The sequence below is a fragment of the Pseudomonas sp. ADAK7 genome (assembly GCF_012935675.1).
In the GTDB taxonomy this organism is placed as follows: domain Bacteria; phylum Pseudomonadota; class Gammaproteobacteria; order Pseudomonadales; family Pseudomonadaceae; genus Aquipseudomonas.
In genome coordinates this window covers 3,796,612-3,810,993 of sequence record NZ_CP052861.1, presented here as the reverse complement: position 1 = coordinate 3,810,993, position 14,382 = coordinate 3,796,612, and the positions used below count along the sequence as shown (strand labels likewise).

Annotated in this window: 10 protein-coding genes and 1 tRNA gene; 10 read left to right on the top strand and 1 reads right to left on the bottom strand. The window is 60.0% G+C overall.

All coding sequences use genetic code 11. From position 1 onward, the window contains the following. Positions 1-60 precede the first annotated feature (60 nt). Positions 61-147, bottom strand: a tRNA-Leu gene (locus HKK53_RS17605). A gap of 226 nt (positions 148-373) precedes the next feature. Here HKK53_RS17605 and rnr point away from each other — a divergent pair. The 10 genes from rnr to HKK53_RS17555 all read left to right on the top strand — a co-directional run bounded on the left by rnr (position 374) and on the right by HKK53_RS17555 (position 14,346). Next, a complete protein-coding gene (gene rnr, locus HKK53_RS17600) occupies positions 374-3,004 on the top strand; it encodes a ribonuclease R (RefSeq protein WP_169371875.1) in 2,631 nt (876 codons plus the stop codon). Continuing rightward, a complete protein-coding gene (gene rlmB, locus HKK53_RS17595) occupies positions 3,001-3,762 on the top strand; it encodes a 23S rRNA (guanosine(2251)-2'-O)-methyltransferase RlmB (protein WP_133839425.1) in 762 nt (253 codons plus the stop codon). Before rnr ends, rlmB begins: the two co-directional genes overlap by 4 nt. Positions 3,763-4,075: 313 nt before the next feature. Then, positions 4,076-4,498 carry a 30S ribosomal protein S6 gene (gene rpsF / locus HKK53_RS17590; protein WP_003217491.1) on the top strand — a complete coding sequence of 141 codons (423 nt, stop codon included), beginning with the start codon at positions 4,076-4,078 and terminating at the stop codon, positions 4,496-4,498. A gap of 28 nt (positions 4,499-4,526) precedes the next feature. Next, positions 4,527-4,757: a 30S ribosomal protein S18 gene (gene rpsR, locus HKK53_RS17585; protein WP_002551829.1), complete on the top strand. Its 231-nt coding sequence runs from the start codon at positions 4,527-4,529 to the stop codon at positions 4,755-4,757. 37 nt (positions 4,758-4,794) lie between these two features. Beyond that, on the top strand, positions 4,795-5,685 hold the full coding sequence (locus tag HKK53_RS17580) for a hypothetical protein (protein WP_169371874.1): 891 nt from the start codon (positions 4,795-4,797) through the stop codon (positions 5,683-5,685). Positions 5,686-5,704: 19 nt separating this feature from the next. Then, the gene (rplI, locus tag HKK53_RS17575) at positions 5,705-6,151 is read left to right on the top strand and encodes a 50S ribosomal protein L9 (protein ID WP_054044100.1); all 447 of its coding nucleotides are present in this window, start codon (positions 5,705-5,707) and stop codon (positions 6,149-6,151) included. Between the two features lie 119 nt (positions 6,152-6,270). Then, the gene (dnaB, locus tag HKK53_RS17570; protein WP_092274083.1) at positions 6,271-7,665 is read left to right on the top strand and encodes a replicative DNA helicase; all 1,395 of its coding nucleotides are present in this window, start codon (positions 6,271-6,273) and stop codon (positions 7,663-7,665) included. A gap of 222 nt (positions 7,666-7,887) precedes the next feature. Next, complete coding sequence (locus tag HKK53_RS17565; RefSeq protein ID WP_169374258.1) at positions 7,888-10,191, top strand: YgiQ family radical SAM protein; 2,304 nt, start codon at positions 7,888-7,890, stop codon at positions 10,189-10,191. 185 nt (positions 10,192-10,376) lie between these two features. Further along, positions 10,377-10,895 (top strand): hypothetical protein, encoded by a 519-nt coding sequence (locus tag HKK53_RS17560; protein WP_169371873.1) that lies wholly within the window; start codon positions 10,377-10,379, stop codon positions 10,893-10,895. Between the two features lie 175 nt (positions 10,896-11,070). Beyond that, positions 11,071-14,346 (top strand): transglutaminase family protein, encoded by a 3,276-nt coding sequence (locus tag HKK53_RS17555; protein ID WP_169371872.1) that lies wholly within the window; start codon positions 11,071-11,073, stop codon positions 14,344-14,346. The last annotated feature ends 36 nt before the right edge of the window (positions 14,347-14,382 follow it).

The following is a 14,382-nucleotide window of genomic DNA, read 5'->3' as shown; positions in this document are numbered from 1 at the left end:
AACCCGCTTTCGCGGGTTTTTGTGTGAGCCTTGAAATTGATCTAATCTCAAGCTCGAAATTGGTGCCCAGAAGAAGACTCGAACTTCCACGACCTTGCGGTCACCAGCACCTGAAGCTGGCGTGTCTACCAATTTCACCATCTGGGCAGTATCGGCAACGCTAGTGCGTCGTCGATGGCGCGCACTATACGGAGCGTCTTTTTAACTGTAAACCCCTGTCGCTAAAAAAACCTGGAAAATTTCTCCAGCGGCATTTAAATCAGCTTCGCGGTGTCGATAAAGGGCTTTAGATGGGCTGTCACAGCCTGAAATTTCCCGTTTCATTACGCCTATGCCAAACTAACCCGCATATAGACAAGGTGAAAACTCTCTAATGGCCGATTGGCAGTCCCTCGATCCCGAGGCCGCTCGTGAAGCGGAAAAATATGAAAACCCTATTCCTAGCCGCGAACTGATCCTTCAGCACCTTGCTGATCGAGGTTCGCCTGCTAACCGCGAGCAGTTGGTCGAGGAGTTTGGTCTGACCACAGAAGACCAGCTCGAAGCCCTGCGTCGCCGCCTGCGCGCCATGGAGCGCGACGCTCAACTGATCTATACCCGTCGCGGCACCTATGCGCCTGTGGATAAGCTCGACCTGATCCTGGGCCGCATCAGCGGTCACCGTGACGGTTTCGGCTTCCTGGTTCCGGACGACGGCAGTGACGACCTGTTCATGAGCCCGGCGCAAATGCGTCTGGTGTTCGACGGCGACCGTGCTCTGGCCCGTGTTTCCGGCCTGGACCGTCGCGGTCGCCGCGAAGGCATGATCGTCGAAGTCGTTTCCCGTGCCCACGAGACTATCGTCGGCCGTTACTTCGAAGAAGGCGGTATCGGCTTCGTGGTTGCGGATAACCCGAAGATCCAGCAAGAAGTGCTGGTCACCCCGGGTCGCAACGCCAATGCCAATATCGGTCAGTTCGTCGAAGTGAAGATCACTCACTGGCCAACGCCACGCTTCCAGCCGCAAGGCGACGTGGTTGAAGTCGTGGGTAACTACATGGCGCCGGGCATGGAAATCGACGTCGCCCTGCGCGCGTACGATATCCCGCACGTATGGCCTGAGGCTGTGCTCAAAGAAGCCGCCAAGCTCAAGCCTGAAGTCGAAGAGAAAGACAAAGAGAAGCGCGTCGACCTGCGCCATCTGCCGTTCGTAACCATCGACGGTGAAGATGCGCGGGACTTCGATGACGCCGTTTATTGCGAATCCAAGCCAGGCAAGCTGCGCCTGTTCTCCGGCGGCTGGAAGTTGTACGTGGCAATTGCCGACGTCTCCAGCTACGTGAAGATCGGTTCGGCGCTGGACAACGAATCCCAGGTTCGCGGTAACTCGGTGTACTTCCCCGAGCGCGTTGTGCCAATGCTGCCTGAGCAGCTGTCCAACGGCCTGTGCTCGCTGAACCCGCACGTCGATCGCCTGGCCATGGTTTGCGAGATGACCATCTCCAAATCCGGCGAGATGACCGACTACTGCTTCTACGAAGCGGTGATTCACTCCCACGCTCGCCTGACCTATAACAAGGTCAGCGCGATGCTGGAAACGCCGAAACTCACCGAGGCGCGTCAGCTTCGTGGCGAGTACACCGACGTTCTGCCGCACCTCAAGCAGCTTTACGCACTGTACAAAGTGCTGCTGGCCGCTCGTCACGTGCGGGGGGCGATCGATTTTGAAACTCAGGAAACCCGGATCATCTTCGGCACTGAGCGCAAGATTGCCGAAATCCGTCCGACCGTGCGTAACGATGCGCACAAACTGATCGAGGAGTGCATGCTGGCGGCCAACGTGGCCACTGCTGAATTCCTGAAGAAACACGAAATTCCTGCGCTGTATCGCGTGCACAACGGTCCGCCACCGGAGCGTCTGGAAAAACTGCGCGCCTTCCTTGGCGAGCTCGGCCTGTCCCTGCACAAAGGCAAGGACGGCCCGTCGCCGAAGGATTACCAGGCCTTGCTGGCGAGCATCAAGGACCGTCCGGATTTCCACCTGATCCAGACCGTCATGCTGCGCTCGTTGAGCCAGGCGGTGTATAGCGCCGATAACCAGGGCCACTTCGGCCTGAATTACGAAGCCTATACCCACTTCACCTCGCCGATCCGCCGCTACCCGGACTTGCTCACGCACCGGGCGATCCGCAGTGTTATCCATTCCAAGCAAGACACGCCGCACGTTCGTCGTGCCGGCGCGATGACCATTCCGAAAGCGCGGATCTATCCGTACGACGAAGCGGCCCTGGAGCAGCTCGGCGAGCAGTGCTCGATGAGCGAACGCCGTGCCGACGAAGCGACCCGCGACGTGGTGAACTGGCTCAAGTGCGAGTTCATGAAAGACCGCGTGGGCGAATCGTTCCCGGGTGTGATCACCGCCGTGACCGGTTTTGGCCTGTTCGTCGAGCTGACCGATATCTACGTCGAAGGCTTGGTGCACGTCACCGCGCTGCCGGGGGATTACTACCACTTCGATCCTGTGCACCACCGCCTCGCCGGTGAGCGTACCGGTCGTAGCTTCCGCCTCGGCGACACTGTTGAAGTGCGCGTGATGCGCGTTGACCTCGACGAACGCAAAATCGACTTCGAGATGGCTGAAAAGACCATCAGTGCGCCGATCGGCCGCAAGAAACGCGGCGCCGAAACCACAGCGCCTGCGGCGAAAACCGCCGCTGCAGCAGAGCCGGCCCCGGCAAAAACCGGTCGTCGTCCTGCCAAGGAAAAAGCGCCTGAAGCCTATCGCCCAAGCGATGCGGCGGCGAAAAACGCCGAGCTGCGCAAAAGCCGTGAAATGAAGCAGGCGTTGCTGTCTGAAGCGAAAAGCGGCGGTAAAGCGGCGTCTGGGGGAAAGACCGGACGGTCGGCGCCTGACAAGGCTCCCGGCGGCAAGCCGGCCAGTAAACACCGTAAAGGCCCGCCAAAATCGGGCTCGGCTCCAGCTGCCAAAAGCGGTGGGGCGCGTAAACCTAAGGCCAAGTCATGAGTCAGTTGGAAAAAATCTACGGCGTGCATGCGGTAGAAGCGTTGCTGCGTCACCACCCGAAACGCGTCAAACAGATCTGGCTGGCTGAAGGCCGCAGCGATCCGCGGGTTCAGACGCTGATCGCGTTGGCAGCCGAAAATCGTGTCGCCGTCGGTAACGCCGAGCGTCGCGAGCTGGATGCCTGGGTCGACGGCGTGCACCAGGGCGTGGTCGCGGACGTGAGTCCGAGCCAGGTCTGGGGCGAGGCGATGCTCGACGAGCTGCTGGACCGATCCGAAGGCGCACCGTTGCTGCTGGTGCTCGACGGCGTGACCGACCCGCACAACCTCGGCGCTTGCCTGCGTTCGGCCGATGCGGCCGGTGCGTTGGCGGTGATCGTGCCGAAAGACAAGTCAGCCACCCTGACCCCGACAGTGCGTAAAGTGGCCTGCGGCGCGGCGGAAGTGATTCCATTGGTTGCGGTGACCAACCTGGCGCGCACGCTTGAGAAACTCAAGCAGCGCGGCTTGTGGGTCGTCGGTACGGCGGGCGAGGCCGAGCAGAGTCTGTATCAGCAAGACATGACCGGCCCGACCATCCTGATCATGGGCGCCGAAGGCAGCGGCATGCGTCGCCTGACTCGCGATCTGTGCGACTACCTGGTGCACTTGCCGATGACCGGCAGCGTCAGCAGCCTCAACGTTTCCGTGGCGACTGGCGTTTGCCTGTTCGAAGCCCAGCGCCAGCGCAGCGTCAAGGCTGCCACCAAAAAGTCCTGACACACTGCTGTCTGTAGGAGCAAAGCTTGCTCGCGATAGCGGTGTAACATTCAGCATCAATGTTGAATGTTGCGCCCTCATCGCGAGCAAGCTTTGCTCCTACAGTGGTTTGTGGGGTGGCGAAAATAGGTGGGTGAACGAACTGTTCAAATAATCACCAATTGCCTTGCACCTCTCCAGTCCCTTCTCTACAATTGCGCCCCTTGCTGTGACGGCAGGCACGCATGTGTCTATCGCAAGCAAGTCCATAAGTGTCATTCACTCCTTGTCTGACCGTTTTTGAACGGCAGGCTACAACCCGTAAGGAGCATTCATGCGTCATTACGAAATCATCTTTTTGGTCCACCCGGATCAAAGCGAGCAAGTCGGCGGCATGGTAGAGCGTTACACCAAGCTGATCGAAGAAGACGGCGGCAAAATCCACCGTCTGGAAGATTGGGGCCGTCGTCAACTGGCCTATGCAATCAACAATGTTCACAAGGCTCACTACGTGATGCTGAACGTTGAATGCACTGGCAAGGCCCTGGCCGAGCTGGAAGACAACTTCCGCTACAACGATGCAGTGATCCGTAACCTGGTCATCCGTCGCGAAGAAGCCGTTACCGGCCAATCCGAGATGCTCAAGGCTGAAGAAAACCGCAGTGAGCGCCGTGAGCGTCGCGACCGTCCTGAGCACGAAGGCGCTGAAAGCGCTGATAGTGATGACAGCGACAACAGCGATAACGCTGACGAGTAATCCACGGACCTTTTGAGGAGCCTATTACATGGCACGTTTCTTCCGTCGTCGTAAATTCTGCCGCTTCACCGCTGAAGACGTGAAAGAGATCGATTACAAAGATCTCAACACTCTGAAAGCCTATGTATCCGAGACCGGCAAAATCGTTCCAAGCCGTATCACCGGTACCAAAGCACGTTATCAGCGTCAGCTGGCCACCGCTATCAAGCGCGCCCGCTTCCTGGCCCTGCTGGCCTACACCGACAGCCACGGCCGCTGAGACCGGGCAGTCGACAAGTAAGTAAGGGATCGAATGCATGCGTGCCTTAGCTGAATTCATCATGCGGGGACGCGTGCAGGCCACGCTGGTTGTGGCCGGATCTGCGGCATTGCCGCTGTTGTTCTGGTTGAGTGCCGCTGCAGGTTGCCTTGTGCTCCTGCGGCGCGGTTCGGACGCCTTGAGCGTCCTGGGTCTGGGAGTGTTGTCAGCGTTAGTGAGCTGGCACTACCTGCATGACCCGACGGCATTAATCGTGCTGGTCGGGGCTTGCAGTCTGGCGTTGGTTTTACGCGCCGGCCATTCCTGGAATCGCGTGCTGCTGGTCAGCGTGGTCGTGGGATTGTTATTTGCGGTGATTCTGGGGACTGTATTCAGTTCCTTCATCGAGTCACTGGCGCAGACGTTTGAACAAGTCCTGCCGCTGGCGATGGGTGAGGTCTACGAGAAGTTTTCGGCAGACCAGAAAGCGTTTCTCACGGCATTGGCTGTTCCACTGTCGATCATTTCGACTGCGGTTTCGTTGCAGGTTTTTAGCGTGCTGTGCCTGATTCTTGGGCGCTATTGGCAGGCGTTGTTGTATAACCCCGGCGGTTTTGGTCGCGAGTTTCGCGCCATCCGACTGCCCAAAGGCGTTGCGCTGTCGCTGCTGGCCGTCATGTGTGTTGCCCCGTTTTTCGGGTTGCATGCCTTGATCCTGTTGCCGTTGTGCAGCGTACCGCTGTTCTTCGCCGGTCTGGCCCTGATTCATGGGTTGGTGGCGCAGAAACGCTTGGGCGGTTTCTGGCTGGTGGGGATATACGTCACGCTCGTGCCTTTCATGCACTTGCTCGGTCCGTTACTGGTGGTCTTGGCCATCGTCGACAGCCTGATTGATTTTCGCGGTCGTCTGGCGTCGAAAGACGCCGATAACGCGAACGGTGAAGGTTAAAAGTTAAGAGGATTTTCACATGCAACTGATCCTTCTGGAAAAAGTCACCAACCTGGGCAACCTGGGTGACAAAGTGAACGTTAAGGCTGGTTACGGTCGTAACTACCTGCTGCCTTACGGCAAAGCGACCGCTGCGACCGCTGCCAACGTGGCTGCGTTCGAAGAGCGTCGCGCTGAGCTTGAAAAAGCCGCAGCAGACCGTAAGACTTCGGCTGAAAACCGCGCCGCCCAACTGGCTGAGCTGGAAGTGACTATCACTGCCACCGCTGGTGACGAAGGCAAGCTGTTCGGTTCGATCGGTACTCACGACATCGCTGATGCACTGACCGCCTCCGGCGTTGAAGTGGCAAAAAGCGAAGTTCGTCTGCCGAACGGCACCATCCGCAACGTAGGCGAATTCGACGTAGCCGTGCACCTGCACGCTGAAGTTGAAGCCACCGTACGCGTTGTCGTGGTAGCAGCTTAAGCAGCACTTGTCGGCTGGCACCCTTGGGTGCTTGCCGGTAACATCGGGCACGATCCTGTTTACAGGTCGTGCCCTTTGTCTTTCTGCAGTTCCTGATTTTCACAACTATTCAAGTGGCCATGAACGATATCTCCGCTCCTGAGCAATACGATCTGCAAACCGCTGCCCTGAAGGTGCCGCCGCACTCCATCGAGGCCGAACAGGCTGTGCTCGGTGGTTTGATGCTGGACAACAACGCCTGGGAACGCGTGCTCGATCAAGTGTCGGACGGCGATTTCTATCGGCATGACCACCGCCTGATCTTCCGTGCCATCGCCAAATTGGCGGACCTGAACTCGCCAATCGACGTCGTGACCCTGGCCGAGCAATTGGACAAGGAAGGTCAGACTTCGCAAGTGGGGGGCCTCGGTTACCTCGGCGAACTCGCAAAAAACACGCCGTCCGTCGCGAACATCAAGGCCTATGCCCAGATCGTCCGCGCGCGGGCCACCTTGCGCCAACTGATCGGCATTGCTTCCGAAATTGCCGACAGCGCCTTCAACCCCGAAGGCCGCACGGCGGAAGAGATTCTCGACGAAGCCGAACGGCAGATCTTCCAGATTGCCGAGGCCCGGCCAAAAACCGGCGGCCCGGTGAGCGTGAATGACCTGCTGACCAAGGCCATCGACCGCATTGACACCTTGTTCAATACCGACAACGCCATCACTGGCCTGTCCACCGGCTACACCGACCTCGACGGCATGACCAGCGGCCTGCAACCGTCTGACCTGATCATCGTGGCCGGCCGTCCATCCATGGGTAAAACCACCTTTGCGATGAACCTGGTGGAAAACGCCGTATTGCGCAGCGACAAGTGCGTCCTGGTTTACTCGCTGGAGATGCCAGGCGAATCGCTGATCATGCGTATGTTGTCGTCCCTGGGCCGCATCGACCAGACCAAGGTCCGGGCCGGTCGCCTCGACGACGACGATTGGCCGCGCCTGACGTCGGCGGTCAATTTGCTCAACGATCGCAAGCTGTTCATCGACGATACGGCGGGTATCAGCCCCTCGGAGATGCGTGCGCGGACCCGGCGCCTGGTGCGCGAGCACGGCGACGTGGCCCTGATCATGATCGACTACCTGCAATTGATGCAGATTCCCGGTTCCGGCGGTGACAACCGGACCAACGAGATTTCCGAAATCTCCCGTTCCTTGAAGGCCCTGGCCAAGGAATTCAACTGCCCGGTGGTGGCGCTCTCGCAGCTCAACCGCTCCCTGGAGCAACGGCCGAACAAACGCCCAATCAACTCCGACCTCCGGGAATCCGGAGCGATCGAGCAGGATGCTGACGTGATCATGTTCGTGTACCGGGATGAGGTGTATCACCCGGAAACCGAGCACAAGGGCATCGCCGAGATCATCATCGGTAAGCAGCGGAACGGCCCGATCGGCACGTCGCGCCTGGCGTTTATCGGTAAGTACACCCGTTTTGAAAACCTGGCGCCGGGTAGTTACAACTTCGACGATGAATAAGAAATTCAGCGTTTGACAGGGACTCTTCGCGGGCAAGCCTCGCTCCAACAGGTTCTGTATTGGATCGCGATTTTGCGAACGACACATGCTCTGTAGGAGCGAGGCTTGCCCGCGAAGGGGGCCAACACCTATTTCCGACCATAGCCGTCGGAATTGGTTATTTTTTGTGCTATATTCCGCGCCCGCGAAATTCAATGAAAGCCAACACCGGTTATCGACATGATGCAAGCAGCCAAGCCGTTATTTGACTATCCCAAGTACTGGGCCGAATGTTTCGGGCCAGCGCCATTCCTGCCCATGAGCAGGGAGGAAATGGATCAGCTCGGCTGGGATTCCTGCGACATCATCATCGTCACCGGCGATGCCTACGTTGACCATCCGTCGTTCGGCATGGCGATCATCGGCCGGCTGCTGGAGTCCCAGGGCTTCCGCGTCGGGATCATTGCCCAGCCGAACTGGCAGTCCAAAGACGATTTCATGAAGCTCGGCGAGCCGAACCTGTTCTTCGGTGTCGCGGCCGGCAACATGGACTCGATGATCAACCGCTACACCGCCGACAAGAAAATCCGTTCCGATGACGCCTACACCCCCGGTGGCCTGGCGGGCAAACGTCCGGACCGTGCGAGCCTGGTCTACAGCCAGCGCTGCAAGGAAGCCTACAAAAACGTGCCGATCGTCCTCGGTGGCATCGAAGCTTCGCTGCGCCGCATCGCCCACTACGATTACTGGCAGGACCGGGTGCGCAACTCGATCCTGATCGACGCCTGCGCCGACATCCTGCTCTACGGCAACGCCGAGCGTGCGATCGTCGAAGTCGCCCAGCGTCTGTCCTACGGTCACAAGATCGAAGACATCACCGACGTGCGCGGCACCGCGTTCATCCGTCGCGATACGCCGAAAGACTGGTACGAAGTCGATTCCACGCGCATCGACCGTCCGGGCAAGGTCGACAAGATCATCAACCCGTACGTGAATACCCAGGACACCCAGGCCTGCGCCATCGAGCAGGAAAAGGGTCCGCTGGAAGATCCGGAAGAAGCCAAAGTCGTGCAGATTCTGGCCAGCCCGAAGATGACCCGCGACAAGACTGTGATTCGTCTGCCGTCGGTTGAGAAAGTCCGTGGCGACGCCGTTCTGTATGCTCACGCCAACCGTGTGCTTCACTTGGAAACCAACCCGGGCAACGCCCGTGCGCTGGTGCAGAAGCACGGCGAAGTCGACGTCTGGTTCAACCCGCCGCCGATTCCGATGACCACCGAAGAAATGGACTACGTGTTCGGCATGCCTTACGCACGGGTTCCGCACCCGGCGTACGGTAAGGAAAAGATTCCGGCCTACGACATGATCCGTTTCTCGGTGAACATCATGCGTGGCTGCTTCGGCGGCTGCACCTTCTGCTCGATCACCGAGCACGAAGGCCGGATCATCCAGAACCGTTCCGAAGAGTCGATCATTCGCGAAATCGAAGAGATCCGCGACAAGGTTCCAGGCTTCACCGGCGTCATTTCCGACCTCGGTGGCCCGACCGCGAACATGTACCGCATCGCCTGCAAGAGCCCGGAAATCGAATCCGCGTGCCGCAAGCCTTCGTGCGTGTTCCCCGGCATCTGCCCGAACCTGAACACCGACCACTCGTCGTTGATCCAGCTGTATCGCAGCGCCCGTGCCTTGCCGGGTGTGAAGAAGATCCTGATCGCGTCCGGCCTGCGCTACGACCTCGCGGTCGAGTCGCCGGAATACGTCAAGGAACTGGTGACCCACCACGTCGGTGGTTACCTGAAGATCGCCCCGGAACACACCGAGGAAGGTCCGCTCAACCAGATGATGAAACCGGGCATTGGCAGCTATGACAAGTTCAAGCGCATGTTCGAGAAGTACACCAAGGAAGCCGGGAAAGAGCAGTACCTGATTCCGTACTTCATCGCTGCCCACCCAGGCACTACCGACGAAGACATGATGAACCTGGCCCTGTGGCTCAAGGGCAACGGCTTCCGGGCCGACCAGGTGCAGGCGTTCTACCCGTCGCCGATGGCTACCGCCACTGCGATGTACCACTCGGGCAAGAACCCGCTGCGCAAGGTCACTTACAAGAGCGACACGGTCACCATCGTCAAGAGCGAAGAGCAGCGTCGCCTGCACAAGGCGTTCTTGCGATATCACGACCCGAAAGGCTGGCCGATGTTGCGCGAAGCGCTGACCCGCATGGGCCGCGCCGACCTGATCGGGCCGGGCAAGACCCAGTTGATCCCGCTGCATCAACCGGCCACCGACAGCTACCAGAGCGCCCGTCGCAAGAACTCGACGCCGGCTGGCAGCCATAAAGTGGCGGGGGAGAAGACCACCAAGATCCTCACCCAGCACACCGGCCTGCCGCCGCGTGCCAGTGACGGTGGTAACCCGTGGGACAAACGCGAACAGGCCAAGGCTGCGGCGTTCGCCCGCAACCAGCAAGCGGCCAAGGATCGCAAGGACGCGGCCAAAGGCAAAGGGCCCAAGCCTGCGCGCAAGCCGGTTGTGCCGCGCTAAACGCTGCTCGCTGACAACAGAACGCCAACCTTCGGGTTGGCGTTTTGCTGATCGTTCCCACGCTCTGCGTGGGAATGCCTCCAGGGACGCTCCGCGTCCAGTGACGCGGAGCGTCACGGGCTGCATTCCCACGCAGAGCGTGGGAACGATCAGGTTGCAGCTTTTCAACTTCAAGGAAGAACACCGTGTCCCGCCGCAAGAAATCCCCCGCGCCACAAACCGCCGCCGACAAGCTCATGCAGTTGAAATTCGCCCATTGGCTGGCCTGGCAACCGTATGTGCGGCGCTACGGCTGGATTCATGTGGCGGTCATGATGATGACGATTTTTGGCATGTCACTCACCGGCTCGGTGTTCGGTACGGAATTTTTCCCACATGACTACCCGATGATGGAGTACGTCCTCTTCGTCATGTTCGGCGGATGCCTGCTGATGTGCCTGTGTTTCATCGCGCTGCTTCGCGGCTACCCCAAGGCGGTCTGGGGGCTGTTCACGATGCTGGTGTTCTGCCTGTCGATCACGTTGCTGGTGATGGTCGAGGCGAATCGCGTGGGGTTTGTCTGGATCGCGGCGCTGCCGTCGCTGATCGGTTTGTACTTGATGAGCAAGCGTCGCTATCAACGCGGGATCAAGGTTTTGCAGGTAGGCGCTCGCATTCGTCAGCGGATCAAGCGGCTCGAAGCGAGCCTGAAGCACACGCTGTGAGGCTCACGCAGTAGCGGCTTGCTACATTTGCGTGCATCTGGCCCAAAGCAATTTCCCGCATCGCCCGATTTTGGTGCTGTACTGCCCTAAGCAAATCTGTGAAAGCGCCTGCGCTGCTGGGTGGCATAAGTCTTGCGCGCTTTCGAATACGCTTAAGGCTCGCAGGAGGCACGCCGTGTCGATTCATGTCGCATTGCATCACGTCACGCACTACCGCTACGACCGTGCTGTCGAGCTCGGTCCGCAGATTGTTCGCCTGCGCCCGGCGGCCCACAGTCGCACGCGGATTTTGTCCTATGCGCTGAAAGTTTCGCCCGAGCAGCACTTCATCAACTGGCAACAAGACCCCCAGGGCAATTACCTGGCGCGGTTGGTGTTCCCGGAGAAAACCGATGAGCTGCGGATCGAAGTCGACTTGCTGGCAGAAATGGCAGTGTTCAATCCGTTCGACTTCTTCCTGGAGCCCTACGCCGAAAAGATCCCGTTCACCTACGCCGCCGATGAGCGCAAGGAGCTGGCGCCGTACCTGGAAACCTTGCCCCTGACGCCGAAGTTCAAGGCCTACCTGGACGGCATCGACCGCACGCCGCTGCCCAGCGTCGATTTTCTCGTCGCCCTCAACCAACGCCTGAGTGACGACATCGGCTACCTGATCCGCATGGAGCCCGGCGTCCAGACCCCCGAACACACCCTCGAACATGCCTCCGGTTCCTGCCGCGATTCGGCGTGGCTGCTGGTGCAACTGTTGCGCAACCTCGGCTTGGCGGCGCGTTTTGTCTCCGGCTACCTGATCCAGTTGACCGCCGACGTCAAAAGTCTCGACGGACCCTCCGGCACCGACGTGGACTTCACCGATTTGCACGCCTGGTGCGAGGTCTACTTGCCCGGCGCCGGCTGGGTCGGCCTGGACGCGACCTCAGGACTGTTTGCCGGTGAAGGACATATTCCGTTGGCGTGTAGTCCCGATCCGGGCTCTGCGGCACCGATCAGTGGCTTGGTGGAACCGTGCGAGTGCGAATTCACCCACGAAATGTCCGTGGAGCGCATTTGGGAAGCGCCGCGCGTCACTAAGCCCTACACCGAAGATCAATGGCTGGCGATCCAGGCGCTGGGCCGGCAGATCGATGCCGATCTGCTCGAAGGTGACGTGCGCCTGACCATGGGCGGCGAACCGACCTTCGTTTCCATCGATGACCCGGACGGCGCCGAATGGAACACCGCAGCCCTTGGCCCGGATAAGCGTCGCCTGTCCGCCGAACTGTTTCAGCGCATGCGCAGGCATTACGCGCCCAAAGGCCTGGTGCATTTCGGCCAGGGCAAGTGGTATCCGGGCGAGCAGCTGCCGCGCTGGTCACTGAATTGCTATTGGCGCCGTGACGGTGTGCCGATCTGGCACAACAGCGCGCTGATCGCCGATGAACAGGAAGACTACGGCGCCGACGGCGAACTGGCCGGGCGCTTTCTGGCGAGTGTCGCCGAACGCCTGAAAATTCCGACACGCTTTGTGTTTCCGGCCTACGAAGACAATTTCTATTACCTCTGGCGCGAAGGCGCTTTGCCGCAAAACGTCAGTGCCGAAGACTCGCGCCTGGAAGAACCGCTGGAGCGGGCGCGACTGCGTAAAGTCTTCAGCCAAGGGCTGGACAAGGTCATCGGCCAGGTCCTGCCGCTGGCGCGCACCGCCAAGGGTGATCAATGGCAGAGCGGTCGCTGGTACCTGCGCGATGAACACTGCCGGTTGGTGCCGGGGGATTCGCCGCTGGGTTATCGCTTGCCGCTGGGCTCGCAGCCTTGGGTGAAAGCGGCCGAATATCCCTTCATCTACCCCAACGACCCGAACCAGGCATTCCCGGCGCTGCCGGACACCCAGCAATTGAACAGTCCGGGCACGCCGGCCGAAGCGGTTGAACGGGATATCGAGGTCGACGAATCCGCCGACTGGCTGACCCGCACCGCGTTCTGCGCCGAAGCGCGGGAGGGACGCTTGTACCTGTTCATGCCGCCGCTGGAACGGGTCGAGGATTATCTGGAATTGGTCGCGGCCATCGAGGCCACCGCCGAGGAATTGCTCTGTCCGGTCTTGCTCGAAGGCTATGAACCGCCAAGCGATCCGCGCCTGAGCAACTTCCGCATCACCCCGGACCCGGGCGTGATCGAGGTCAACGTGCAGCCGTCCGCCACGTGGGATGAGCTGGTGGAACGCACCGAATTTCTTTACGAAGAAGCACGCCAGACCCGCCTGACCACCGAGAAATTCATGATCGACGGCCGCCACACCGGCACCGGTGGCGGTAACCATTTCGTCCTGGGTGGCGCGACGCCGGCTGACTCACCGTTTTTGCGCCGTCCCGACTTGCTGCGCAGCCTGATCAGTTACTGGCATAACCATCCATCCTTGTCCTACTTGTTTTCCGGACTGTTCATCGGCCCGACGTCACAGGCGCCACGGGTGGATGAAGCGCGTAACGACTCGTTGTATGAGCTGGAAATCGCCTTCGCCCAGATGCCGAAACCGGGGGAAGAGTGCGCGCCATGGCTGGTGGATCGACTGCTGCGTAACTTGTTGATCGATGTCACCGGCAACACCCACCGCGCCGAGTTCTGCATCGACAAGCTCTACTCGCCGGACGGTGCGACCGGGCGTCTCGGCTTGCTGGAGTTGCGCGCCTTTGAAATGCCGCCCCATGCCCGTATGAGCCTGGCGCAGCAATTGTTGCTGCGGGCGCTGGTGGCGCGGTTCTGGCGCGAACCGTATGCGCCGCCGAAACTGGCGCGCTGGGGCACCGAGCTGCACGATCGCTTCCTGCTGCCGCACTTTATCGAGCAGGATTTCGCCGACGTCATCGTCGACCTGAATGCCGCCGGTTATCCGGTGCGGGCCGAGTGGTTTGCCGCGCATCTGGAGTTTCGTTTTCCCAAGGTCGGCGACTACGCCGTCAGTGGCATCGAGCTGGAAGTGCGTCAGGCCCTGGAGCCTTGGCATGTGCTGGGCGAGGAGGGCGCGGTGGGCGGCACGGTGCGTTATGTGGATTCGTCCCTGGAGCGCTTGCAGGTCAAAGTCACGGGACTGGCGCCGCAGCGTTACCTGCTGACGTGTAACGGCATCCCGGTGCCGCTGCAACCGACCGGCCGGGTTGGCGAATTCGTCGCCGGCGTGCGCTTTCGGGCCTGGCAACCGTCCAACTGCCTGCAACCGACCATCCCGGTCCACGCGCCGCTGGTGTTCGACCTGCTCGACACCTGGATGGAACGTTCCCTGGGCGGCTGTCAGTACCACGTCGCCCATCCGGGCGGGCGCAACTACGACAGTTTGCCGGTGAACGCCAATGAAGCGGAGAGCCGCCGCATGGCGCGATTCTTCCGAATCGGACACACCCCTGGGAAACTTCCTATACCGAACGTGACGATTAACGACGAGCTGCCGATGACGCTCGATTTACGACGTTTCTAAGCCCTACACGACGCTCGGATTTTTCGTATATCCGGG

Excerpts from the sequence above, each read along its gene's own strand:
- dnaB (WP_092274083.1), top strand. The coding sequence starts at position 6,271 with ATGAACGATATCTCCGCTCCTGAGCAATACGATCTGCAAACCGCTGCC.
- HKK53_RS17580 (WP_169371874.1), top strand. The coding sequence starts at position 4,795 with ATGCGTGCCTTAGCTGAATTCATCATGCGGGGACGCGTGCAGGCCACG.
- rpsR (WP_002551829.1), top strand. The coding sequence starts at position 4,527 with ATGGCACGTTTCTTCCGTCGTCGTAAATTCTGCCGCTTCACCGCTGAA.
- HKK53_RS17565 (WP_169374258.1), top strand. The coding sequence starts at position 7,888 with ATGCAAGCAGCCAAGCCGTTATTTGACTATCCCAAGTACTGGGCCGAA.
- rlmB (WP_133839425.1), top strand. The coding sequence starts at position 3,001 with ATGAGTCAGTTGGAAAAAATCTACGGCGTGCATGCGGTAGAAGCGTTG.
- rplI (WP_054044100.1), top strand. The coding sequence starts at position 5,705 with ATGCAACTGATCCTTCTGGAAAAAGTCACCAACCTGGGCAACCTGGGT.
- rnr (WP_169371875.1), top strand. The coding sequence starts at position 374 with ATGGCCGATTGGCAGTCCCTCGATCCCGAGGCCGCTCGTGAAGCGGAA.
- rpsF (WP_003217491.1), top strand. The coding sequence starts at position 4,076 with ATGCGTCATTACGAAATCATCTTTTTGGTCCACCCGGATCAAAGCGAG.